Source organism: sulfur-oxidizing endosymbiont of Gigantopelta aegis (assembly GCF_016097415.1).
GTDB lineage: Bacteria > Pseudomonadota > Gammaproteobacteria > GRL18 > GRL18 > GRL18.
The window spans coordinates 864,151-888,343 of record NZ_JAEHGE010000001.1; the positions used below are offsets into that span (position 1 = coordinate 864,151).

Sequence of the window (24,193 nt, forward strand, 5' to 3'; positions counted from 1 at the left end):
CAGAAAAAATGTTAAATGAAATTAACATAACAACATCCTGTATAAATCCATCAAGATTCAGTATAGTTATTCTAGTTTAATTGAGTTTTATACTCGCTTTAATCCCATACTCTACCTGATCTATGTCGAGAAAGAAGCCTTTTTATTGGAAATTTTATGAGCAAGCCCCTATTAGATAAGCCTTTAGTTAACAACCCGTTATTGAATATAAGTGGCCTGCCTCGTTTTGGCCAAATTGAAGCCGAACATGTTATTCCTGCGATAGAACGTCTATTAAAGGATAATAGACAAACATTGGCACATTTATTATCTGCGCATAAAGGGGAATATGATTGGGGAAATTTATTGCAGGCGATGCAAGAAATGGATGATCGTCTTAGCCGTGCCTGGTCACCGGTGAGTCACTTGAATTCAGTCAAAAACTCCGAAGAATTACGTGCTGCACATGAGCATTGTCTGCCATTACTCAGTGAGTATCATACCGAGTTGGGACAAAATAGCGCATTGCATGATGCCATTAAATCCATAGCGGATAGCGAACAGTATGCCTTGTTGGATCAGGCGCAAAAGAAAGTCATCGATAATCAATTGCGTGACTTTAGGCTCTCTGGGGTGGACTTGAGTGCAGAAAAGAAAAAGCGCTTTAAGGCCATTAAACAACAATTATCAAAATTAAAATCCAGTTATGAAAATAACGTGCTGGATGCGACTAACGGCTGGCAAAAAAATATTTTGGATGCTGATGAGCTTGCCGGTTTGCCTGACTCCGCTCTGGCAATGGGCAAACAATGTGCAGAACAGGAGTCGCTACAGGGCTGCTTATTTAATCTGCAATTCCCCAGTTATTTTGCCATTATGACTCATGCTGACCAGCGTGACTTACGCAGAGAATTTTACACTGCCTATGCGACCCGTGCCTCAGATCAAGGGCCTAATGCCGGGAAATGGGATAATAGCCAGAATATGGAGCAACTCTTAGCACTACGGCAAGAACTGGCGCAATTATTGGGTTTTAATAATTATGCAGAATACTCCTTAGCGACTAAAATGGCCGATTCAACCGAGGAAGTCATTGGATTTTTGCAGCAATTAGCGGAAAAATCGACAGCAGTCGCTGAGCAAGATATTGCACAGCTAAAACAATTCGCTCAAGCACACTTGAATATTGATGATTTACAGGCCTGGGATCTCAATTATGTCGCCGAAAAACTACGCCTGCATGAATACGATCTATCACAGGAACAATTAAAACCCTATTTCCCTGAACATCAGGTTATTGAGGGCTTGTTTGCCATTGTTAAACGCCTTTATGATATTGACATCACGGCTGTGTCGGGGATTGAAACCTGGCATCCTGATGTGCGCTTTTATGAAATTAGAGATGCCCAAGGGACTTTACGAGGTCAGTTTTATCTGGACTTATATGCTCGCCCTCATAAGCGTGGTGGTGCCTGGATGGATGAATGCATTGTGCGCCATGCGACACAGGGCGTTGTACAAATTCCCGTGGCTTATCTGACCTGTAATTTGACCTCACCCGTGGGCGATAAACCTGCCTTATTTACCCATGATGAAGTGACTACCCTATTTCATGAATTTGGCCATGGCTTACATCACATGTTGACCAAGGTTGATTATGCGGGAGTATCAGGCATTAATGGGGTTGCCTGGGATGCAGTAGAATTGCCCAGCCAGTTTATGGAAAACTGGTGCTGGGAAAAAGAGTCCTTATTATTGATTGCCAGACATTATAAGACTGGTGAGGTGTTACCCGATGCAATGTTTGCTAAAATGAATGCAGCCAAAAACTTTCAGTCAGGTATGCAAATGCTGAGACAGATTGAGTTTGCCCTTTTTGACTTTAATTTACACATGCAATATCAATTGAATGGGCAGCCTCAGGTGCAGCCGATCCTTGATGCGACGCGACAACAGGTTTCGGTATTCATCCCCCCCGCATTTAACCGTTTTCAGCATGGTTTTTCACATATCTTTGCCGGTGGCTACGCCGCAGGTTACTATAGTTACAAATGGGCAGAAGTATTATCGGCTGATGCCTTCTCATTATTTGAAGAAAATGGTATTTTTGATCAGCAAACCGGTACGCTGTTTTTACATTCAATCTTAGAGCGTGGTGGTGTAGAAGAACCCATGGCTTTATTTACCCGTTTTAGAGGTCGCAAACCGAAGATTGATGCTTTATTAAGGCATTGCGGCATCGCCGCTCACTAAAATAATAATAAGGATCGGAGCGCAATGAAAAAAGACACTATAACGAACTGTTGGAGGCAAAGCATAATAGCGTTTGGATTATTGCTGTTAATTAGCCTCAGCTTTAGTACCGTACAGGCAGAAGAGCAGCAACTGAAACCAAACACCAAGCAAAATATAAAACAAAAGCCCTCGCATTATATCAGCCCCCGTTTACAGCTGGGTTTACATACCAAGCCAAGCCTCGAAAGTCCTATTGTGGATCTTATTAGTAGTGGTACTGCAGTGGAAGTACTTAAAGTTGAAGGTGCTTTTTCCAAAATAAAAAATCTTGTGGGAAACGAGGGCTGGGTAAAAAATAAATTTCTTACTCAGGATGAACCCGCGATATTACAGCTAAATACCATGCGCGCAGCCTTGCAGCGAGCTCAAGGCTTTATGAAAGAGCGCTTAGCGGATGGCTGCCCTGAAACGAATGCTGCTGAAACGAAGGGCTCTGAAACGAACCTAACTGATGAACCAGCGGCTTGCCCGGAAGTAGCAGAGATTCCAGCAGTAGAGAATTTATCTGAAGCAGAAAAAATGGGCTATCTTGCTACGATAGCAGAGCTTAAGGAAGAAATTAAAGCCTGGGAACAACTCGACCGACAAGACCGGCAGGCACAAAAAAGACAGGCAGAAAAAAACAATCAATTGCTTAAAGAAAAACTGGCCATGATTGCTTCTGTGGCTATAGGGCAGAACGTGGATGCTAGCCAATTTGATCTGACTACCATCGGTGAGTTGCCAGAAATTCAGCGTGAACACGGTTCAAGCTTAATGAAAGGTATTAAAAAGAATTACTTGTTGTTAATTGTGGTGTCTGGCCTCAGTTTTCTACTGGGTATTTTTGTGATGGACTTATTTAATCGTCGCCGTCATGGTGGTTATCGAATATAGGGTGCTTATTTTGTTGCAAAGCGTGCGGGCATAAAAATGCCGGGGTGGGATGAACCCCGGCTGATTAAGTAATCAAAGGAAATGTAATGATTAGGAAAGTCTCTTACTTCCACGAGACCACCCTATACCCGTGATATTGATATATCACGGGTTAAACAACTCGCTGCTGCTGTTTGCATTAAGTTGCTTATACATATAGACAGTGTAGTTGCTCATTCGTTCAATGCAATATTTTAGGTAAAGTTTTTTATCTATTTTTATATTCTAAGTAGTTATTTTTAAAGGTTTTTATGAAATACAAAGACTTGCGTGAGTTTATTGATAAACTAGAAGAGATTGGTGAACTCAAGCGCATTAAACACCCAATTGATCCCAATTTAGAGATGACAGAAGTGTCTGATCGAGTCTTGCGTGCCGAAGGACCAGCCTTATTATTTGAAAATCCCATTGGTCATAGTGTGCCGGTGCTGGCCAATTTATTTGGTACGCCAAGGCGTGTGGCCCTGGGTATGGGCGAGGATGATGTGTCAGAATTACGAGAAATTGGTCGCCTGCTGGCCTTTTTAAAAGAGCCTGAACCACCAAAGGGCTTTAAGGCAGCCATGAAAACCCTGCCTATTTATCGTAAAGTGCTGGATATGGCACCTAAAGTGGTTAAACGTGCGCCCTGCCAACAAGTCGTCTGGGAAGGTGATGAGGTAGACTTAGGTCGTTTGCCCATTCAAACGTGCTGGCCTGAAGATGCGGGTCCCTTGATCACCTGGGGCTTAGTCGTAACAAAAGGCCCCAATAAAGACCGCCAGAACCTGGGAATTTATCGCCAGCAGGTAATTGCTAAAAATCGTGTCATTATGCGTTGGTTGGCTCATCGTGGCGGGGCATTGGATTATAAAGACTGGCAGGAAAAGCATCCGGGAGAGCGTTTTCCTCTTTCCGTTGCGTTGGGAACCGATCCAGCCACTATTTTGGCGGCGGTCACGCCGGTTCCCGACTCACTGTCGGAATATGCTTTTGCTGGCTTATTGCGCGGTGCTAGAACAGAACTGGTGAAGTCCATCGGCAATGATTTACAAGTGCCTGCGGGCAGTGAAATTGTTCTGGAAGGTTTTTTGGAACCGGGTGATGAAGCACCGGAAGGCCCTTTTGGTGATCATACCGGTTATTATAATGAAGTCGGCAATTTTCCCGTGTTCACCATTGAACGCATTACCATGCGTAAAGATCCCATTTACCATAGTACCTATACCGGACGGCCACCGGATGAGCCTGCGGTATTAGGCGTGGCACTAAACGAAGTTTTTGTGCCAATTTTACAAAAACAATTTCCGGAAATAGTTGATTTTTATTTGCCTCCCGAAGGTTGTTCCTATCGTATGGCAGTCGTAAGTATGAAAAAACAATATCCCGGGCATGCAAAACGGGTGATGTTTGGCGTATGGTCTTTTCTACGGCAGTTTATGTACACTAAATTTGTCATCGTTTGTGATGATGATGTAAACGTTAGAGACTGGAAAGATGTTATCTGGGCGATGACGACACGCATGGATCCTGCGAGAGACACCTTGCTGGTGGAAAACACCCCGATTGATTATTTAGATTTTGCTTCACCGGTTTCTGGCCTAGGTTCAAAAATGGGTATGGATGCAACGAATAAGTGGCCGGGTGAAACTGATAGGGAATGGGGAAGGGCGATTGTAAAAGATGAAGCGGTGGTGAAAAAGATAGATGATATTTGGGATGAATTGGATCTTTAAGGAGGTAAAATTCGCTTAGCCGTTTACAAAACTGGGCTATGTGTGTGGTAATTACAATTACTTGATATACTGGTGATAGTATTTTTACATCTATTATTATCTACAAAAGGAATATTGGAATGTTTCAACTGTCAAAATTATTATTAATGGCGCTAATAGTGATTACCTTTTCTTTCTCTAGCCAGGCTTGGGCCTGGGATGCTAATGCCGAGCTAAAAGCCAATCAGACATTGGCACATTTTAAAAATAAAGATAAATCTTTACATAACTTTTTTCTACAAGCCTATGGTTATGCAATTTTTCCAACGATAGGCAAGGCAGGTTTTGTGATTGGTGGTGCTCATGGGGATGGCATGGTTTATAAGCAGGGCACAATAACCGGCTCGACGACAATGACTCAGGTCAGTGTGGGATGGCAAATCGGTGCTGAAGCCTATAGTGAAATTATCTTTTTTCAAAATAAAGCCGCTTATGAACGCTTTATACAAGGTAATTATGAATTGAGCGCCCAAGCTTCAGCAGTGGCTGCTAAATCAGGTGTTGCGGCACAAACGGCCTATGAAAATGGTATTGCTATTTTTACAGACTATAAAGGTGGTCTAATGGCTGCGGCCAGTGTTGGTGGCCAGAAATTCTCATATAGAGCTAAATAGTGTGCACCACTACTAAATTAACTTGCTCGCATATATTGTCCAGAAATTAGGTTAAATAATGTCAAGGCTGAGTTCCTTTAAATTTATCACTTGGCACAAGGTTTGCTATATAAACACCAGTAAGAAAGTGTTTGTGCACTTTCTTACTGGTGTAAGCTTTTGTGCGGCAAACGACCCTCTGTCTTGCCGTACCTTTTTACTTTGATTTTCCTCTTATTTCTCATATTATTGTACTTTCTTATTTGTAACTCCTTATATACCTCTGCTATCCAAATTACATAAGGTGTCGAAGTCAAATGGCATTAGATGACTCTTCTCAGTTTTGATGAGCGAGTTTTATTATAAATATCATACTATTAAGCCATTTGACTCCGACCCCAGTTGCAATATATCCAATTCATAAAATTGTAAAGGAAAAATACATTATTTGATCTGTGCCAAATAATAGGCTGAAATGAATATGACATGACAAAAGCATGACATATATTATTTTGTCATGACAAAAAAGGAGTTTTGTCATGTTTAAAGTATTTTTATGACAAATGAAAAATTGTTCAAGCTTGTATTTTGATAAGTTTTTTTAGAATTGGCATAGTCAATGCTACATAAATGAGTATGAACGGAATGTGTCTGAGTTATTACTCTTTTTTCGTTTTAATTAGTAACCTCTTTATGTTGTCAGGTTTGCCCATCCACCCTCTTTGAGGATTTAGGTTGGGCTTTTTTTTTGCCTGAAATTAAATAATAGCCTTATGACTGGTTCTTTTTCAAATAGCGATAGAGAGTACGTTCACTGATACCAAGAGCTTGTGCCGTTGCAAGGCGATGTCCGTCATGATTTGCCAAGGTTTTTAACACAGTCTCTCGATCGGGCTTTATGCTCCAAGGGCGTACTGTTTTTTCTGACTGAGAGCGTGTGACCTTAGGAAAATCTTGCACGTCCACATCATTATAATCATTACTAAATGGCTGGTGTGAATTCTCATGTGAATGGTTATCAATGGTTAAATGTTCTTCTGAAATCGTGTCACCGGCACAAAGAATCACTGCTCGCTCCATGATATTGCGTAATTCACGGATATTTCCGGGAAAATCATAAGACGATAAAATGGCGACAATGTTGCTTGGTAAAGGAATATGTTGAGCACCATCTTCTATTTTGCGTAAAAAATGTTCTGCGATGGCGGGCACATCCGCCTTGCGCTCTCGAAGCGGGGGGACATGAATAGGAAAGGTGGCGAGCCGATAATAGAGATCCTGACGAAATGTCCCTTCTTTCACCATTTTTTTAACATCCTGATTGGTTGCAGCAATGATGCGCACATCCACATCAAAATAGTGAGTGCCGCCAATGCGGCGAATACTGCTACTTTCAAGTACGCGTAATAATTTGGTTTGTAAATCCAGTGATAGCTCACCTATTTCATCAATAAATAAAGTCCCCCCATGAGCAGACTCGATTAAACCCATTTTTTGTTTGTTCGCTCCGGTAAAAGCCCCTTTTTCATAGCCAAACAACTCGCTTTCAATCAAAGTTTCACCAATAGCACCACAGTCGACGACGATCATAGGCTGTTCACTGCGTTTAGAATACTGATGAATATAATTTGCTACACAGTCCTTACCTACCCCGCTTTCTCCTTCTATAAAGACGGTAGACTGAGTGGGGGCAACTCTTTGTAACATATTAATGAGTCGTAAAATGGCCGGTGTACGACCAATTAGTAATTGTGGATCATTTTCTTCTTGAGGAATGGCCACCATGGTTTCACCCATGTATTGAACCTCCCCTTGCTCATCCAATATTGGGCTGGCGCTGATTTGCACCTGTTCTTCATGGCCACCATGATTGTGGATATGCAATACGCTGGTTGACTTACCTGTGCGTAAAACCGTTTCTAAAGGGCAGTGTTCACCTTGGAGACTACAGGGTGAATCATTGTTGTGGGAAATTTTATAGCAGTATTGCCCTTCTATATTGCTGGGTACTTGAAAAGTGTTTTGGTAAGCCGTATTGGATGCGACAATTTGATAATGGCGGTCAATAATAACAAAAGGATCATTAAAAATATTAATGATATCATCACAGGAAGGCTTGGCTGGGGAAGTTTTTTTAGCGTTAAATGTTTTCATGCAATGCTTCGTCGGGTTAATGAATCGGAAATATTTTGTAGCAAAGCTCTAAATCAGATACTTTTTTTGTCATGACACTTCGAGTATAGAGGTATTGCTACATAATGTACCTAATAAATGGCATTTTTGTGTATTTTGTTCTATTTCTAGCAGTTCGTATGGCTTTTCTGAGTTGCATATCATCAATTAGATTTAATACATGAATGCTTTTAAATGTCTTATTGTATTTAAAGAGCGTAGCTTTAAGTTTTGCATATCGAGCATGTGAATTTAACTTCCTTATGATGGCACTCTGTGTTTTCTTGCATGATTAACGATAATAATACTCTCAGAACATCTCTTTTCTGTGACTTAATTCTATCGGTTTTATTCCTGTATATCATGTCAAACGGCAGTATATTTAAAATCTTTCTGATCGATCAGTATGATGTTGAGCTGACTGTTTAGATTTATTCAGTGAAAAATAAAGTGTCTGCTCATTGGTACTAAATTCTGGTCGGGTATAGATTTCTTCTACCTCAGTGTCGGACAACAAATTCTAAGTGCGTAGATACGAATATCATCAGATATTTAAGTATTTCAAAATATTGAGTGTGGCGCAAATATGGTGCAAATGTGGTGTAATATTGAACCGTATATTATTTTGGAGTACATATTATGCCAAGACAAAGTATCTCATTTACACCACCTAATGATGAGTGGTTGAAAACATAGGTTGACAGTGAAGAATTTACTAGCAAAAGTGAAGTAGTAAATGATCTTATTCGAAAAGCCCGCAAAATTGAATCAATTCAAGAGTATTTAATCCAAGCAGAGAAAAGTGGATTTACTCAACAATCTCAAGCTGAAATTCTTAAAGAAATAAAGGATGAAGCAAAACATAATGGGGATTTATAAGCTTAGTGAAAATGCAAAATTAGATCTAAAAAGGATCTATTTTCAAGGCCTTCGTATGTACGGTGAAACTCAGGCTGATAAATACTTTAACGAATTTTTTGAAATAGCATCCATTGAATAACGTACAATTACATTGTATACTCTCCATTATAGCTGTCATCCCGATTAAACGGAGTTAATCAAATGCCCACCCCAAGAAGTCAACAAATCAGTCTTTCAGATACTCCCTTTTACCACTGCATCTCCCGCTGTGTTCGCAGAACGTTCTTATGTGGTATCGATAGCGTCACCAATAAAGATTACAGCCATCGCAAACAATGATTTGTTGAGCGACTAGCCTTACTATCAAAAACCTTTGCCATTGACGTCTGTGCCTACAGTATTATGTCCAACCATATACACACCGTGTTAAAAATCAATGCCTCACTTGCCCAAAGTTGGTCAGATGAAACCGTAATACAACACTGGCAACAACTTTGTTCAATTCCAGTATTGGTAGAGCGCTACCTTAATGGTGAATGTCATTCTAAGGCTGAGCAAAATAGGGCACAAGAAACCATTGCCGTCTTCAGAGACCGGTTAATGGATATCAGTTGGTTCATGCGTTGCCTCAATGAACACATTGCTCGCAGAGCCAATACTGAAGATAAATGTACGGGCCGTTTCTGGGAAGGACGTTTTAAGAGTCAGGCATTGCTTGATGAGCAAGCCATTCTTAGCTGCATGGTCTATGTTGATTTAAATCCCATTAGAGCGGGTATCAGTCGAACGCTAGAAGGCTCTGATTACACCTCAGTAAAACAGCGTATCGACTTAATTAAAAAGACAACAAGCATTAGCCAAAAAATAACGCAACAAAACACAGCCACGATTAAGCTCGCCCCCTTTATCGGTAGCTCACTTAAAAACAAGGGCATTGCCTTTGACCTTAACGACTATCTGGAACTTACAGAATGGACAGGGCGAATAAAGAGAGATGATAAACGTGGCTATATCAAATCAGGCACTCCCGCTATATTACAAAAATTACAACTCGATGAAGACTCTTGGCTAGAAACAGTCGATGGTTTTTCAAAAGGCTTTCATTCCTTTGTTGGCTCAGAGAAACAATTAAAATCCTTATGCTTAAAACAAAAACGGCATTGGGTGCGCGGTATTAATTTATGCAGAAGATTATTTAAAATCGATTCTGCCGTCCCTATCACGACTTAAACGTAACAGCTTACCAAAGCACACACCTTAGCAGAACAATGCTGGCCTCCCCTTGTTCGTCATGCAGAGCAACCCATTTAATTAGCTACTTTTACTACCCATTCCACTGAAAAATATTTAATTTTTTGTAAATTTACATTTCAAGAAGAAATTTTTTTACAATTTAGCTTTGATATTGCTTTTTATTTGGTGGGTGGCAATAATGATACAGCAATAATGATACACAATAATGATACAGCAATAATTGATATCATAAATGTATATTATCTTTTTGCCTCCGATGCATTTTTTGGTTATGTCTCTATCGTTCAGTTTAAGCAATATCAGCTAATAGACTTTCGTATGGAATCTTTAGCCCATCATGAAGACGTTTTACCATACGCAAACTCAAGGGACGTTTTTTATTTAGTATTTCTGATACTCTTCCACTGCTCCCAATAAAAGCTTCTAAATCTCTAGCGGTTAATCCTTGTTGTTCCATTCTAAATCTTATTGCTTCTACAGGGTTAGGAGGGCTAATAGGGTAATGCTTATTCTCATAAGCTTCTATCAAAGTTACTAAAATCTCCATTTCATCAAATTCTGAAGTACCTTGTTTAGATTGAAATACCATATCTAACTGGCTGAAGGCAAATTTTAAGTCTTTATCATTTCGGATTGGTTTAATATTCATTTACATTCTCGACTGTAATTTTATCGTATTGAGTATGAGTGCCTATAAATTTCACCCAAACAATACCGGCTTGATATTGAATTTCGACTACTAATCGGTATTTATTGCCACCAATATTAAAAACCACTCGATTATTTCCACATATGCTTACATTACCATATTGATTTTTAACATCTTGTGGTGATAACCAATTTGCTTTTATGGTTTCTTCATACCAACTTTCAAGTGAGCCTTTTGAATCGCCATAGGCTGGTTGCTCCCAGAAATTTCTTATAGTGCTTTTAGCAATCACTCTCATAATCTGCATTTATCTCCCATATAGGGAGATTGTAGCCAAAATAAAGAATTTAATCAATAAAAACTATGAGGAGAACCAGAATTTTCTAAAGACATAACGCCTAAATCATGGGGGTGTCTCTTTGCCTCCCATGCATTTTTTGGTTATGTGTGATTTGTGTGTAAATTTCTAAACACAGATTCGGGATCAGCGTGAACAAGCTTTAGTAAAACTTTTGCTGGACCTGTTGGAGCACGATGCCCTTGTTCCCAATTCTGTAGAGTTCTAATACTAACACCTATTAACGTTGCAAATTTTGATTGAGAAAAACCAATATCTTCTCGAATAGCTTTAACATCCGGTTCATCAAACTCGAACTTGCGTGAAGGTTCAAGCTCACCTCTCATAATTTTACCAGCTTCCTGCACGCTGGTTAATAATTCATCAAATAATTTATTATCCATTTCCGAACTCCAATTCAACTGCATTTTTTAGAGCTGACAATTGATCTTTTGTTAAATCACTAAGTTCATTTTTTTCATAAATGAAAAGCATGTAAATTTGGTCTTTGTTTTTCTCCCAATAATAGATTATGCGGGAACCACCTCTTTTTCCTCTTCCACTACCACTCCAACGGATTTTTCTTATACTACCACTACCTGTAATTATTTTTCCTGTATCTGGTGATTCAATAAGTTCATTTTGAAGCTCTCGATAAATTTCTTCATCCATTAAGCGGTTGATACGTTTTGTAAACGTGTGGGTTTCTATAATGACCATACATAAAGTATACGTCATTGACGCACTTTGTCAATTAGAAAAATGAGGTTGTCGAATTAAGTGTGCAGAATGTTGAACACATAACGACAAAGCTGTGCGGCGCAAACGAAGCGCAGCGTAGTTTGCGTCCGAACGAGCGCCTTGTTATAAGGCATTTTCATGGTTGCGCTTTCACTACGGAAAATGCCACTGACAAAACCAAAATAAATATTCCTGCGCTAAAAGTACCGATTTGCCACCAAAAAATACCCCACGTCTTTTTTCCTAGTTTTTTTGTGAGTTCACGAAGATCCGCTAACTCAGATTCATTACCATCTTTTCGTTTTAGATTTGTTATTTTTGCTATTGCCCTAAAATCTCTTAGCCGATTTATGGTGCACCATATACCTAATGCGCCAGACGCTAGTAAAAGCAATAAAGACAGAAAAAACGCATAAGCTTGGCAAGAGGTAGGCTTAAAGTTTTCACTTATTAGTAATGACACTGAAAAGCCAATAGCAGCGACTGAAAATGTGAGGATGAGATTTATAGAATAGGATAGCTGGGAAATTGTAATACCCTGCCATCTTATAAATTTCTCATCGTTGTTGCTATTGTCGGACATTATTGTTTTGCCTTATAACAGTTAAATCTACTGAAACATGATGATTAGAAATACACGCGTCCGTATTTCTAAATATTATTGCCGATTTCAATAAAAATATCATTAAATAAGGATGAGTTGACGTTGGTGCATGTGACTTGCTGCTATCTGGAAGAAAAGAGAGATTTATCCACATCATATGACTGGCCGTTATAGGTCATCAGCAGCTATTGATGAGAAAATTAGATTTTTTATCAAAATAATCTGTTAATTGCAGCTGCCGTCCTCAAACAGTTTTTCGGCATAATTTTGAGTGGCAACGACAAATATGAGACTTACACAATTACAATCTTACAACCTAATGCTTCAACAACTTTCTTAATTGTATCAAACTTTGGAGTGCCATTTTCTGATAATGACTTATATAAACTTTGTCGATTAACACCCGCTTGATTGGCTACATCTGTCATACCTTTTGCTCTTGAGGCAATATTGAGTGCATGAATGAAATCATTACTAGTGCCAGTCTGAGAAACTTCTGTCAGAAACTCTTTTATATCTTCATCAGAATGAAGATGTTCAGCTATGTCGAATTTATTTGTTTTCATGATTTATTCCAATTCTTTCAGTATTTCACTGGCTTTATTAATATCTTTGTTTTGAGTGTTTTTATCTCCACCATTTAACAAGAGAACAACTTTATTACCTTTTATTGTGTAATAAATTCGATAACCAGAACCAAAGAAAAAACGTAATTCAAATACATTATTTTCAGATGTATCACTCCAATCCCCAAAGTTACCATTTTCAATGCGGGCAAATCTTGCAAGTATGCGTCGTTTGGCGGTTAAATCTTTTAATTTATAAAACCATTTTGAGAAAATCTCTGTTTCTTCTATTTCATATATCATTAACACACTGTCGCACATGAGCGACATCGTGTCAATATGTTTTTGATATTATCAATAATATTTAACATTCCATTTTCTGCTGTTTTCTGATGGATTATTAAGTGTTCAGGCATTCATTTTTGTGCTGAGGCGAGTAGCCGCTATGGAGGAATTCAAGAATAATTCCTATTTGGTAGTGAGTGGCGGCTAAAGGTCAAAATCGTACAGAATGAAATGACTGTTCCCATCCAAAGAAGCTATTTTTAACCATTTTTACATCCATTCCAAATGACCGCTAATTGTACATTGCTACGAGAGAGAATTATCATATCAAAGCCGATAAGGCTATCTATTAAGTAGCTTTAATTTTTATTTCAACTTCTTCGCCCATAGAAGCTAACATGTTAACCAACATATCCAAGCTGAATAAATCAATTTTACCTCGTAGTAAATCAGATATTCTAGGCTGTGTGACCCCCAGCTCCTTAGCCGCTTTCTTTTGTGTCCAACCATTCATCTCAATGGTCTGCCTGATCTGCAGCATTAAGTCTGATCTTAATTTCATATTAAGTGATTCTTGGGGAGTATCCATAATGGCATCCCACACACTATTATACCGTTCTCTCATTATTTATCCCCAATCTCTTTTAGTCGTTTTTTAGCTAGATCAATATCTTCCTGGCGTGTTTTTTGATCTTTTTTCTGAAAGGCATGTAAGACATAAATAGCCTCTTTAAATTTAGCAATATAAATTGTTCTGTAGATCCCATCAGATGCTGACACTCTAATTTCATTCACTCCAGAACCAATATTGGTCATTGGTTTCCAATTGTCCGGTTTCAAACCACTCTGTACTTTGTGTAATTCATAGCCAGTTCTTTGCTTGGCTATATCAGAGAACAACTGAATGTTTTCTAGGGAGTTACCTAAAAATTCTAATTCTTTCATACAACAACTATACAAAATATTGTATAGAAAATCAAGTAACTACGCTTCAAAGCTTAACTCTTAATAAAATGACTGCTCCTACCAACAGAAGTCATTTTAATCATCATTTACAATGGATAAACATGACCGTTATTTGTAGATTTTTGTCATTCTATTAAATATGAAAAATGAATATTCTCTGTTTTTGAATGGCTACTTTCACACTTCGAACGTGAGTCTGTAAAAATCTATCTATTACTGCAATGGGATGATAGCACTAAGTCACGGCTACACAGATTGCCTGCTCTTATTCGGTAAACGGTCACTTCATAAAAAAAGGGCTAATTGGTTCATTTATGCTGATGGCTGACGACTTAATACCATCAATTTGCTAATGATTTTAAGTAACAGTTTACTGGAAAGTTGGGAATCAATCTTATTTGACTTGAATAGGAAAACTATTATTGCCACCCACCAAATAGGAAAACTATTATCAAACTATTATTGCCACCCACCAAATAAAAAGCAAACTATTATTGCCACCCACCAAATAAAAAGTAATATCAAAGCTAAATTGTAAAAAAAATTCTTCTCGAAATGTAAATTTACAAAATTTGAATGTTTTTCAGTGGAGTGGGTAGTGAATGGGGTAGTAAAAGTAGCTGCTAGATGGGGTTGCTCTGCATGACGAACAAGGGGAGACCTGCATTGTTCTGCTAAGGTGTGTGCTTTGGTAGGCTGTTATGTTTAAGTCGTGACGGGGACGGCAGAATCGATTTTAAATAATTTCCTACACAAATTAATACCGCGCACCCAATGCCGTTTTTGTTTCAGACATAAGGATTTTAATTGTTCTTCCGGGCCAACAAAGGAATGAAAGCCCTTTGAAAAACCATCGACTGTTTCTAGCCAAGTATCTTCATTGAGTTGTAATTTTTGTAATATAGCCGGAGTGCCCAATTTGATATAGCCACGTTTATCATCCCTCTTTATTCGCCCCGTCCATTCTGCAAGTTCCAGATAGTCGTTAAGGTCAAAGGCAATACCCTTGTCTTTGAGTGAGCTACCGATAAAGGGGGCGAGCTTAATAGTGGCTGTGCTTTGTTGCGTTATTTTTTGGCTAATGCTTGTTGTCTTTTTAATTGAGTCGATACGCTGTTTTACTGAGGTGTAATCAGAGTCTTCTAATGTTTGGCTGATATCCGCTCTGATGGGATTTAAATCAACATAGACCATGCAGCTAAGAATGGCTTGCTCATCAAGCAATGCCTGACTCTTAAACCTAAAAACCGCAGTAGCCCCTGCAATGACATAAAATCCTGCAAAAAATTTCTTTTAGCTGAACGGTTTTGTCTAGGCTGGAGCAGGTAGCTTAATTTGTCGTGATTTATCTGAAACCAGTTCAAATTTTTCCATCGCTTTCTCTAAAATATAGCCCCAACACTCATCTAAAGTTAACTGCGGAGCAATTGCTTTAAGTTGTTTAAAAAACTGATTTAATCGCTTGTATATTCCCTGCAATTTTTTCACGTCACCATGGTTGCTGGTAATGAACATTTTCTTTTGGTTGCCTGATTTTGTTAAACGTCCAATACTACTCAGTAATAAGGGACGGCTTGTGATGGCTTCATGGTGTTTTTCTGGAATGGCTAAACGAACAAATAAATTCCACCAATTATAAACCAACGCAATCATTCGAGACATGAACTGACAACTCTTAATATCTTGAGTGGCATATCCACCCCAGCCCCATTTTTTCATTTCATCAAAGTTATTTTCACAGTCCGCTCGGTCACGATAATGGTAAAACATTGAGACTAAGTCATCTTCTAAATCAGTCACTAATACGGAGTACTCATAGGCTTTAATATTTTCCTGTCCATCAACAAATACCATCTCTTGTTGACCCTCTTTTTTGTACTCAATGGCCACCATGTTGTCATTAGATAAACGTCGGCGGATAATAACAACTCGGCGTGGCATTTCCCAACCATCCAGCTGAATATCATCATCCTTAGCTTCCCAACCTTTACGAACAACTGTCCATTCACCTAAGCCATGATGCTTTCCTATAAGCTCTTTAACGTTTTTGAACGTTTAAGCTTGAACAGATAAGGTTGATTAATACTCTCCAGTTCTTTCATGAATTTATCCGTACCATAACCAATATCACCTCGAACAAATTCCGGTCTTTCATCGACCGAAAAACGTTTGAGTAAGCTCATTAATCCAGGTAATGAATGGTTTGAATGTGCCTGGTTTCCAGATTGAACTTCAACCTCTAACACTAAACGAGTATTCGCCATCATATAGGTATGATAGGTGTGTGATGGTCGTCCTGGCTTTTGTGGATTGTAGCCTATCTTGGCACCTTCCTGATGTCCATAAAGCGGTTTAACTGTGATATCAGCATCTAAAATCCAGGGTGTTTTCAGTAAGGGGAATAGCTGGATTGTAAATGTGTCTGTAACCATTTTATTCCCATTTCTTCATCAATCTTTTTTAAACCTCGACGTGCAGAATCATCACTCACGACTTTACTCATGCCTAATAATTCAGAGTTGACTCGATCACTCATTAAATTCGTTATATGAGCATAACGCTTATGACCGGATAAAATGGATAAAAATAATGAACCCAGCACATCAATTTTTTTAGGGGCATTATTGCTTTTGTAATGAAGTGGGCAATCATCAACCCAGGGTTGAAATCGACCACCGAGTTTTAGAAATTGAATAAAAAATGGAAGTTGACCTATCGGAGTAACGGCTGCATCAGGATCCCATTCGACTTGTAATTTTCCACCATAAGTCTCTACTTCAACCGCTTCAAATAGGTCTGTTTTCTCGGGCAATTGGGATACACCCATAGGGTGAATGACTTTTGGCGGTAATTTCATGATATTTCACTATAAATTCAACAGGTTATGATTATAGCCGATTTTTAACTGATTTTTATAGGTTAAAACGTCCTTCCCAGAAACGGCCCGTACATTTATCTTCAGCATTGGCTCTGCGAGCAATGTGTTCATTGAGGCAACGCATGAACCAACTGATATCCATTAACCGGTCTCTGAAGACGGCAATGGTTTCCCGAGCCTTGTCTTGTTCAGCCTCAGAATGGCTTTCACCATTAAGGTAGCGTTCTACCAATACTGGAATTGAACAAAGTTGTTGCCAGTGTTGTATCACGGTTTCATCCGACCAACTTTGGGCGAGTGAGGCGTTGATTTTTAACACGGCGTGTATATGGTTGGACATAATGCTGTAGGCACAGACATCAATGGCAAAGGTTTTTGATAGTAAAGCGAGTCGCTCAACAAACCATTGTTTACGATGGCTATAGTCTTTATTGGTGACAGTATCGACACCACATAAGAATGTTCTGCGGACACAGCGAGAGATGCAATGATAGTAAGGGGTATCTGAAAGGCTGATTTGTTGGCTTCTTGGGGTGGGCATTTGATTAACTCCATTTAATCGGGATGACGGCTAGAATGGAGAGTATACAATGTAATTGTACGTTATTCAATTGGTGCTATTTCAAGAACATTTGTTTCAGCTTATTATTTGTATTACACTGGGTTTAGATCATGGGTGGCTATGATTGGTTTTTTTTTTGTATTACACTGGGTTTAGATCATGGGTGGCTATGATTGGTTTTTCTATGATTGGTTGAAGAAGTTATAGCTGCAAAAAGTAGCACAAATAAAGGAGAGTAAAAAATGGATATTTATGAACGTGATTATATAGCAGCCGTTATAAACTATTTTTGGGGGCCAAATATCACTACTTCGCAAGGTGTAAATAAATCAGCGGCGGTAGTTGCTTATAAGGCACTTGAGAAAGCAAATATATGCTCGAGGTCAATGGATCTGGTTCCTCGACCTATGGGGTTGCCAAGCTCCACCTATGCAATAAAACAGTTGGCAAAAATTGGGAAAAGAATAATGTCGGGTAATTCTTTGATATATCATGTGTGTAAAGTACGGGTTAGTGCAAATGATAAAACAGACATACTTATGGCACTAAGGGGGATTTAATATGTTAAGAATTGCTCTTACTTCAGTTTTATTAATGTTATCTTTAAACGTTTTTTCTAGATCGGCTATAGAACTTGTATACTCTGAATTAAAAATTACTTAGATTCAACTCATAAGTGCAACACTATTTGGTTGTATTTGTGATATTTGCTGGTTTATCGCTGGCTCATGAAATTCCCGGGGTGGCCGAGCGTAGCGATGGCCACCCCGGGAATTTCATGAGCCAGCGACGCGACGCTGACGGCGCTACTAAAAAAATCATAAGTACAGCAATGATTTGCTCGAAAAAATGGCCAATTGCTTGTAAAATCGGCCATTTTCTCCTGCAAGAGTAAAGTGACTTATGAGAACTTACAAGCAATTGACACAAGAACAAAGATACTACATTTCGACTGAGATTAAAAATGGCATTTCCCAGTCTAAAATTGCTCAGGCGATTGAGGTGAGTAAATCTACTATATGCCGTGAAATTAAACGCAACGCTGGTTTACGTGGCTATCGATTTAAGCAAGCTCAAGAAAAAGCCGTTAAGCGTCGCTACAATGCTTCTAAAGCAATTAAAATGACGGATGACATGATTGCCCTTATTGATGAAAAGCTTTCACAGCACCAGTGGAGTCCTGAACAGATATCAGGTTGGTTACTGAATGACAAAATGCTACTTCTTAGCCATGAACGTATTTATCAACACATATGGGATGATAAGAAGCAAGGTGGTGATTTACATCAGTATTTAAGGCGTCAGGGAAAGAAATACCAAAAGCGTGGTAGTAACGGTAAAAGCAGTCGAGGACAAATAATTAATCGAATTTCCATTGATGACCGTCCTAAGATTGTTGATGATAAACGTCGTGTTGGTGACTGGGAAATTGATACAGTGATCGGTAAAGGACACAGTGGTGCTCTGGTCACGATTGTAGAAAGAAAAACGCTTTACACATTAGTAGCAAGAGTGAATGGCAAACAGGCTGATTGGGTGACACAAGCAACAATACAATTGCTTAAACCCTTTAAAGACAGGCTTCATAGTATTACCGCAGACAATGGTAAAGAGTTTGCTTATCATGAGCAGGTAAGCAAAGCTCTTGATACAGCATTTTATTTTGCCCACCCTTATTCTTCATGGGAGCGAGGGTTAAATGAAAATACTAATGGACTGATTAGACAATATTTTCCTAAAGATACAGACTTTAAAGAAGTGACTGATAAAGAGGTTTACAACATGATGGAAAAACTTAATAATAGACCTAGAAAGGCACTCGGCTTTCAAACACCATTCCAGGCAATGAAAAAATCATTTGCAAGAACTGGAATTTCCTGCGTTGCACTTCAGAGTTGAATCCGCGTTAACTTACCAGGTGGTTTTACGCTGATTGGTGATATGGGTGGGCAAGATAACATTCTTATCTTTAGGTATGGTAATGAAAAAGGAAAGAAATACATTGCGTTTACAGACATGACTAACGATATTACCATTGAATATGGATGTGCTGTAAATGTTTTTTATAATGATCTTTTTTCTGAGAATAAGAATACCAGCTGTAATCTCGAGAACCTTGATATAATGCGTAAAACGTTTATTGAAAATAAAGATGTAGTTGTATGGAAAATTAATAACTATATTTTGAACTATTCGTCAGGAAAAGATAAATCCTTTTTATTTCTTAGTGGTAGAAGTGGCAAGCTAATAAAAGTAGATTCAGACTTTATAGATAAAAAAATATACAAAAATATTTTTAAAAATATTTAATCAGAGTGACTATAATAAATGATTGCTCATGGAAAATTTTGTCTTTGGCTGAAAAAGCGCCAATGACAAAATTTCCGGAGAATCAAACGTTAGGTGCCAAAAAACGCCCAGCGTCTAGCAATTTCAACTTCACAGGGCGTGAAGATATTATTATGGATTCTAAAATTGCTGAGGAACTGAAACAATTTGAAGAACATCTTGATGATATTACATGTTTAGAGTGTGGTTATGAAGGTACTGTTGGAATTATAAGCGAAGAACCTACATTCCATTTTTGGAAATATTTTTTATCTACAGCTTCATTTGTATTTTCCATTTTTGTAATAGGCTTATTTGTAGATAATGAATCAATGATATTGTACCCACTTTTAAGTATTGATTTATCTTCAAAATATTATCCCTATCCCATATATGTGTGGTAGAAATTTTGAAGTCCATTGCCCTAACTGAAAAAAAGACATTGAGTTGACTTATAAATATTGGAACTAATCAATACAATATGGAGAATGATAAAATGGCTCAAGTTGAAAGCAAATCAAATATTTCTATTGATATTGAAGTAAAGGCAAGAACCGGAGAAAAAAAGGGGCATATTTCAATAACAAGTGGTAACTTGTACTATTATCGAGTAAATGCCTAAAATGAAACCGCAATATACACATTTTTGAGTTCTTCTCCGCTTTGATGAGTGTAAATCCACATTCAAAACCCTGTTAAACATTGATACATAAAAGCTTTTCTTATCAAGAAGGCTTTTTATAGTTTTACCTATACACATAACCTTGCTTATGTTGATCAGCCAAATAAAGATGAGCTCTATAGACTGAAATGGATAAGTTGTTCACTCATCAAAGCGGAGAAGAGCCCATTTTTGCAACTAATTGACGCCAGATACTTAATTGAACAAGATGTGGAAAATAAATAAATCTGTTTTTATACTAAGTTTCGAAATTACATATTCAGTTGAGGATAAGGGGAAAAATGAGTCCAACTGTATTTAGAGAAAAGGGACACAGGTTCTTCTTTTTCTCAAGAGAGGAAGACCGTATGCATGTTCATATTTTATCAGGTGATGGGGAAGCTAAGTTTTGGCTTGAACCAGAAATTGAACTCGCAAAAATTACAATTATTCAAGAAAGCATCTTAAAGAAATTGAATCAATAGTGGAGGTTCATTATGATGAACTCATTAGCGCATGGAAAAAACACTTTAGCAGTTGAGGTGACAAATGTTTCAGCTCATGGAGTATGGCTTTTAACTTGTAGTAATGAATTATTTATGTCATTTGATGATTTTCCTTGGTTTAAAAACCAAACCATTGAATCTATTGTTAATGTTGAAGAACAATCATCAGGTCATTATTACTGGCCTGATATTGATGTTGATTTAACAGAAGAAATGATCGAGCACCCAGAACGCTTTCCTCTTAAAGCGAAAATTACCTAACCAAAAAATGCATCGGAGGCAAAAAGACGCCCCGATGATTTAGGTGTTATTTTACTCTGATTTCATCCAGCATTCAGAGCCTATAACTTATCTTTTTGAGCATTTCAATTAAAAAATAATTTGACTGCTTTATTGGACAAAAAATTGTATTTGCAGGTAATCAAAGCGGTGTAAAATGTCCGCTTATTGTACTTTTTTGTCATTTGAGTGAACGTTAAAAATGAATATTATCTGGTTTTGAATGTCCGCTTTCTCACTTCCAACGTGAGCCCATAAAAAGTTCCGAATAGCAGCTAAGGGATGATAGCACTAAATCACGGCTACACAGATTGCCAGCTCTTATTCGGTAAACGGTTACTTCATAAAAAAAGGGCTCATTTATGCTGATGGCTGACGACTTAATACCATCAATTTGCTAATGATTTTAAGTAACAGCTTACTGGAAAGTTGGGAATCAATCTTATTTGACTTGAATAGGCGGAATGGCTCATGACAGACCTGAATAAGAAAAGACTCATATATCTGCTTTACGCCCAAACCGACTGGATTAAGAAGTTACTAGCTCAGATTCGTCAAATTTTTGGGGAGGGGCTTCCACATAGCCCCATATTGAGGCTTTTATTTAAGAAAAATGAAAAAATCATTGCTCATAAATTAATAAAAGTTGACTTTTATACTAAAGTATTCTTAAATATGACCATAAATCATTGTTTTATAACCATATTTTATATAAGGTTATTTGTTTTTAGCCCTCCTCTCATTTTATCAGGGAGTGAAAAATGTGTTTAAATTTATGCTTTTAGATGAAAAAGTGGCAGTAATAACAAGTAACGTATAATAAGTATTAAGTATAAGTAGGAGGACATTATGTCTAAGGTAACAATTTACGATACGCCCATGCTAGATGAGTTGGAAAATGGCGAATGGCCTAGCTTTATTACAGCGTTTAAACGCTTAAGAGATGACCATCCAAGTGAGCGCATTAATTCAATGGTTGGCGGACTATTAGGCCAACTGGAACATTCCTACGAAACTCGTATGGGTTGGTGGAAAGGTGGAACAGTTTCTGTCTTCGGTTATGGCGGTGGTATTATTCCTCGTTTCTCTGAAGTGGCTGAACATTTCCCTGAATCAAAAGAATTTCACACAGTCCGTGTACAGCCACCTGCGGGCAACTTCTATACAGCTGACATCCTGAATCAATTAGCTGACGACTGGGAAGCTCACGGTTCTGGTCTGCAAACATTCCACGGTCAGACTGGTAACATCATGTTTATCGGTGCAACCACGGATGAAATGCAACCATTCTTTGACAAAGTGAACTCCTATGGTTGGGATTTAGGTGGTGCTGGACCTTGTGTTCGTACTGCAATGGCCTGTGTCGGTGCTGCTCGTTGTGAACATTCTTGTACTAACGAACACGGCATGATGCGTCACTTGGTTAACGAATTCCAAGATGACTTACACAGACCAGCTCTTCCATACAAATTTAAAGTAAAAGTCTCTGGTTGTCCTAACGACTGTACCAATGCCATTGAACGTGCTGATATGGCCGTGATTGGTATTTGGCGTGATGAGATGAAAGTTGACCAAACAGAAGTGAAAGCATTCGTTGCTGACAAAGGCCGTGACTACGTCATTGATAACGTTACTGACCGTTGCCCAACCAATGCCATTAAACTGGCAGATGATGACACCTTAGTCGTTAACAACAAAGAATGTGTCCGTTGTATGCATTGTATCAATGTTATGACCAAAGCCTTAGCGCCTGGTGATGACAAGGGTGTGACCATCCTAATCGGTGGTAAGCGTACACTGAAAATTGGTGACATGATGGGTACTGTTGTCGCACCTTTCTTGAAAGTAGACACCATGGAAGAAATCGAATATCTGGTTGAACTGACTGGTGAAATGATTGATTTCTTCGCAGAAAATGCTTTAGAGCATGAACGTACCGGTGAAATGATTGAGCGTATCGGCCTGGTTAACTACCTTGAAGGTATCGGTCTTGACTTAGATCCCAACATGGTTAGCGAACCCCGTCAGTGTTCATACGTACGTATGGATGGCTGGGACGAAGAAGTTAAGAAGTGGTATGACAAAAAAGCTGAAGCGGCAACTGCTTAAGTTTTTTCGTTAACATTGCGCTTAAAAAGCCACTTAGATGCAAATCTAAGTGGCTTTTTTTATTTTAGATTTAAAAATGCTTTATACTCAAAGAAAATAAAAATTTCTTAATCGAGAGCATCTCATGGCTACCAGTATTACTTTTCATAGTGAACAAGCAATAATCTATTTTTCAGAGCAAGAACAATACTTTGTTTTACAATTATTTTTTTATGATGTATCCCGACAGGCAATGATGGATAATCAAAATAAAATTAACTTATCCTTCGATCAATGTGAGCAAAATGGTGCGGTACTAAAAGATGGGATTAGCTTTGAAATGGAGTTAAATATTGAGTCTTGGGAGGATATTTCTGAACAAGAAGCGGTCTATCCTGAATTAGGCAATGACTTTATCTGTGGCTTGTCAAAACAAGATAAGCAATGGTTTAGTGAGCGATATCAGCAAGCTTGTGAGCGTTTAATTTGAGAATAAATAATCGCTCTTAAGTAAATTGCTTCATAGACCCCCTGCTTTACGGCCATTATTCTTCCTCCAAAGTATAATAATTTTTTTGTTCAAAGCGAGGCGTGCAGATACATAAAAATACCAATTCCGTTTGCCCGGTATTTTCAATTTTTTGTGCGACATCAGCAGGAATGCTAATACTATCCAGTGCAGATACCTCTTCAGGTGCTTCATGATTAATGAAAACTCGCCCCTGACCAGACAAAATAATATAACGCTCAATGGTGTTTTTTAAGGCGTGTAACTGCGTGCAAATTCCCGGCGCAACAGCAGCACGAGCAATAGAACATTGACTATCACCCGCATGGTTGAGCAATTCATTTATGGTGCAGCGCTCTGGTGTTGAAAATTGCTTGTTGGGATCATAGGGGGTTAAATAGGTATTCAAAAA

General features: G+C 38.4%; 30 protein-coding genes and 2 pseudogenes. 15 read left to right on the top strand and 17 right to left on the bottom strand.

Features of this window, described 5'->3' with window-relative positions; genetic code table 11:
* Window positions 1–156: 156 nt before the first annotated feature.
* The 4 genes from prlC (at window position 157) to JEU79_RS04430 (ending at window position 5,557) form a co-directional block, all read left to right on the top strand.
* A complete protein-coding gene (gene prlC, locus JEU79_RS04415) occupies window positions 157–2,232 on the top strand; it encodes an oligopeptidase A (RefSeq protein ID WP_198263126.1) in 2,076 nt (691 codons plus the stop codon).
* An 81-nt stretch (window positions 2,233–2,313) separates the two neighbouring features.
* On the top strand, window positions 2,314–3,150 hold the full coding sequence (locus JEU79_RS04420; RefSeq protein ID WP_214660490.1) for an SH3 domain-containing protein: 837 nt from the start codon (window positions 2,314–2,316) through the stop codon (window positions 3,148–3,150).
* 290 nt (window positions 3,151–3,440) lie between these two features.
* On the top strand, window positions 3,441–4,904 hold the full coding sequence (gene ubiD / locus JEU79_RS04425; protein ID WP_198263128.1) for a 4-hydroxy-3-polyprenylbenzoate decarboxylase: 1,464 nt from the start codon (window positions 3,441–3,443) through the stop codon (window positions 4,902–4,904).
* 119 nt (window positions 4,905–5,023) lie between these two features.
* Window positions 5,024–5,557, top strand: coding sequence for a lipid-binding SYLF domain-containing protein (locus tag JEU79_RS04430; protein ID WP_198263129.1), 534 nt, complete (start codon window positions 5,024–5,026; stop codon window positions 5,555–5,557).
* 750 nt (window positions 5,558–6,307) lie between these two features.
* Here JEU79_RS04430 and JEU79_RS04435 read toward each other — a convergent pair.
* Window positions 6,308–7,690 carry a sigma-54 interaction domain-containing protein gene (locus JEU79_RS04435; protein ID WP_198263130.1) on the bottom strand — a complete coding sequence of 461 codons (1,383 nt, stop codon included), beginning with the start codon at window positions 7,688–7,690 and terminating at the stop codon, window positions 6,308–6,310.
* 97 nt (window positions 7,691–7,787) lie between these two features.
* Window positions 7,788–7,976: a Tn3 family transposase gene (locus JEU79_RS04440; RefSeq protein ID WP_198265857.1), complete on the bottom strand. Its 189-nt coding sequence runs from the start codon at window positions 7,974–7,976 to the stop codon at window positions 7,788–7,790.
* A gap of 371 nt (window positions 7,977–8,347) precedes the next feature.
* Here JEU79_RS04440 and JEU79_RS26000 point away from each other — a divergent pair.
* Together JEU79_RS26000 and JEU79_RS04445 are read left to right on the top strand one after the other, a co-directional pair.
* A pseudogene (locus JEU79_RS26000) lies at window positions 8,348–8,587 on the top strand (ribbon-helix-helix domain-containing protein).
* Window positions 8,588–8,971: 384 nt separating this feature from the next.
* Window positions 8,972–9,799 carry a transposase gene (locus tag JEU79_RS04445; protein ID WP_246539994.1) on the top strand — a complete coding sequence of 276 codons (828 nt, stop codon included), beginning with the start codon at window positions 8,972–8,974 and terminating at the stop codon, window positions 9,797–9,799.
* Between the two features lie 313 nt (window positions 9,800–10,112).
* Here the strand turns inward: JEU79_RS04445 and JEU79_RS04450 are convergent, their stop codons facing one another.
* The 14 genes from JEU79_RS04450 to JEU79_RS04515 form a co-directional block, all read right to left on the bottom strand.
* Window positions 10,113–10,472: a helix-turn-helix domain-containing protein gene (locus tag JEU79_RS04450; RefSeq protein WP_198263131.1), complete on the bottom strand. Its 360-nt coding sequence runs from the start codon at window positions 10,470–10,472 to the stop codon at window positions 10,113–10,115.
* Window positions 10,462–10,770, bottom strand: a complete 309-nt coding sequence (locus JEU79_RS04455; protein ID WP_198265858.1) for a type II toxin-antitoxin system HigB family toxin — start codon at window positions 10,768–10,770, stop codon at window positions 10,462–10,464. The genes JEU79_RS04450 and JEU79_RS04455 overlap by 11 nt, the downstream gene beginning before the upstream one ends.
* A 143-nt stretch (window positions 10,771–10,913) precedes the next feature.
* Complete coding sequence (nadS, locus tag JEU79_RS04460; protein WP_198263132.1) at window positions 10,914–11,213, bottom strand: NadS family protein; 300 nt, start codon at window positions 11,211–11,213, stop codon at window positions 10,914–10,916.
* On the bottom strand, window positions 11,206–11,481 hold the full coding sequence (locus JEU79_RS04465; protein ID WP_246539996.1) for a type II toxin-antitoxin system RelE/ParE family toxin: 276 nt from the start codon (window positions 11,479–11,481) through the stop codon (window positions 11,206–11,208). Before JEU79_RS04465 ends, nadS begins: the two co-directional genes overlap by 8 nt.
* Window positions 11,482–11,686: 205 nt before the next feature.
* A complete protein-coding gene (locus tag JEU79_RS04470; RefSeq protein WP_198263133.1) occupies window positions 11,687–12,133 on the bottom strand; it encodes a hypothetical protein in 447 nt (148 codons plus the stop codon).
* A 314-nt stretch (window positions 12,134–12,447) separates the two neighbouring features.
* Window positions 12,448–12,720 carry an addiction module antidote protein gene (locus tag JEU79_RS04475; protein ID WP_198263134.1) on the bottom strand — a complete coding sequence of 91 codons (273 nt, stop codon included), beginning with the start codon at window positions 12,718–12,720 and terminating at the stop codon, window positions 12,448–12,450.
* A gap of 3 nt (window positions 12,721–12,723) precedes the next feature.
* Window positions 12,724–13,020: a type II toxin-antitoxin system RelE/ParE family toxin gene (locus JEU79_RS04480; protein WP_198265860.1), complete on the bottom strand. Its 297-nt coding sequence runs from the start codon at window positions 13,018–13,020 to the stop codon at window positions 12,724–12,726.
* A gap of 334 nt (window positions 13,021–13,354) precedes the next feature.
* Entirely contained in the window at window positions 13,355–13,633 is a 279-nt protein-coding gene (locus JEU79_RS04485) for a helix-turn-helix domain-containing protein (protein ID WP_198265861.1), read from the bottom strand.
* Complete coding sequence (locus tag JEU79_RS04490) at window positions 13,630–13,950, bottom strand: type II toxin-antitoxin system RelE/ParE family toxin (protein WP_198263135.1); 321 nt, start codon at window positions 13,948–13,950, stop codon at window positions 13,630–13,632. Before JEU79_RS04490 ends, JEU79_RS04485 begins: the two co-directional genes overlap by 4 nt.
* Window positions 13,951–14,676: 726 nt before the next feature.
* Window positions 14,677–15,195: a hypothetical protein gene (locus JEU79_RS04495; RefSeq protein ID WP_198263136.1), complete on the bottom strand. Its 519-nt coding sequence runs from the start codon at window positions 15,193–15,195 to the stop codon at window positions 14,677–14,679.
* 87 nt (window positions 15,196–15,282) lie between these two features.
* On the bottom strand, window positions 15,283–15,912 hold the full coding sequence (locus tag JEU79_RS04500; protein ID WP_198263137.1) for a hypothetical protein: 630 nt from the start codon (window positions 15,910–15,912) through the stop codon (window positions 15,283–15,285).
* An 86-nt stretch (window positions 15,913–15,998) separates the two neighbouring features.
* Window positions 15,999–16,403: a transposase gene (locus JEU79_RS04505; RefSeq protein ID WP_198263138.1), complete on the bottom strand. Its 405-nt coding sequence runs from the start codon at window positions 16,401–16,403 to the stop codon at window positions 15,999–16,001.
* Window positions 16,361–16,828 (bottom strand): hypothetical protein, encoded by a 468-nt coding sequence (locus JEU79_RS04510; RefSeq protein ID WP_198263139.1) that lies wholly within the window; start codon window positions 16,826–16,828, stop codon window positions 16,361–16,363. Before JEU79_RS04510 ends, JEU79_RS04505 begins: the two co-directional genes overlap by 43 nt.
* Before the next feature lie 55 nt (window positions 16,829–16,883).
* Complete coding sequence (locus tag JEU79_RS04515; RefSeq protein WP_198263140.1) at window positions 16,884–17,390, bottom strand: transposase; 507 nt, start codon at window positions 17,388–17,390, stop codon at window positions 16,884–16,886.
* 263 nt (window positions 17,391–17,653) lie between these two features.
* Here JEU79_RS04515 and JEU79_RS04520 point away from each other — a divergent pair, with 263 nt between their 5' ends.
* From JEU79_RS04520 to JEU79_RS04560, 9 genes and pseudogenes are all read left to right on the top strand, one after another.
* The gene (locus JEU79_RS04520) at window positions 17,654–17,971 is read left to right on the top strand and encodes a hypothetical protein (RefSeq protein WP_198263141.1); all 318 of its coding nucleotides are present in this window, start codon (window positions 17,654–17,656) and stop codon (window positions 17,969–17,971) included.
* A gap of 343 nt (window positions 17,972–18,314) precedes the next feature.
* Window positions 18,315–19,310 carry an IS30 family transposase gene (locus JEU79_RS04530; RefSeq protein WP_198263143.1) on the top strand — a complete coding sequence of 332 codons (996 nt, stop codon included), beginning with the start codon at window positions 18,315–18,317 and terminating at the stop codon, window positions 19,308–19,310.
* Between the two features lie 42 nt (window positions 19,311–19,352).
* A complete protein-coding gene (locus tag JEU79_RS04535; RefSeq protein ID WP_198263144.1) occupies window positions 19,353–19,721 on the top strand; it encodes a hypothetical protein in 369 nt (122 codons plus the stop codon).
* 44 nt (window positions 19,722–19,765) lie between these two features.
* A complete protein-coding gene (locus JEU79_RS04540; protein ID WP_198263145.1) occupies window positions 19,766–20,143 on the top strand; it encodes a hypothetical protein in 378 nt (125 codons plus the stop codon).
* A 92-nt stretch (window positions 20,144–20,235) separates the two neighbouring features.
* On the top strand, window positions 20,236–20,361 hold the full coding sequence (locus tag JEU79_RS27325) for a hypothetical protein (protein WP_281400831.1): 126 nt from the start codon (window positions 20,236–20,238) through the stop codon (window positions 20,359–20,361).
* Window positions 20,362–20,702: 341 nt separating this feature from the next.
* Window positions 20,703–20,941: pseudogene (locus JEU79_RS04545) on the top strand (DUF4160 domain-containing protein).
* Window positions 20,901–21,167, top strand: coding sequence for a DUF2442 domain-containing protein (locus JEU79_RS04550; protein ID WP_198265862.1), 267 nt, complete (start codon window positions 20,901–20,903; stop codon window positions 21,165–21,167). The pseudogene JEU79_RS04545 and the gene JEU79_RS04550 overlap by 41 nt, the downstream one beginning before the upstream one ends.
* Before the next feature lie 867 nt (window positions 21,168–22,034).
* The gene (gene dsrA, locus JEU79_RS04555) at window positions 22,035–23,294 is read left to right on the top strand and encodes a dissimilatory-type sulfite reductase subunit alpha (protein ID WP_198263146.1); all 1,260 of its coding nucleotides are present in this window, start codon (window positions 22,035–22,037) and stop codon (window positions 23,292–23,294) included.
* Window positions 23,295–23,418: 124 nt separating this feature from the next.
* Window positions 23,419–23,763: a hypothetical protein gene (locus JEU79_RS04560; protein ID WP_198263147.1), complete on the top strand. Its 345-nt coding sequence runs from the start codon at window positions 23,419–23,421 to the stop codon at window positions 23,761–23,763.
* A 55-nt stretch (window positions 23,764–23,818) separates the two neighbouring features.
* Here the strand turns inward: JEU79_RS04560 and JEU79_RS04565 are convergent, their stop codons facing one another.
* The gene (locus JEU79_RS04565) at window positions 23,819–24,190 is read right to left on the bottom strand and encodes a cupin domain-containing protein (RefSeq protein WP_198263148.1); all 372 of its coding nucleotides are present in this window, start codon (window positions 24,188–24,190) and stop codon (window positions 23,819–23,821) included.
* Window positions 24,191–24,193 lie beyond the last annotated feature (3 nt).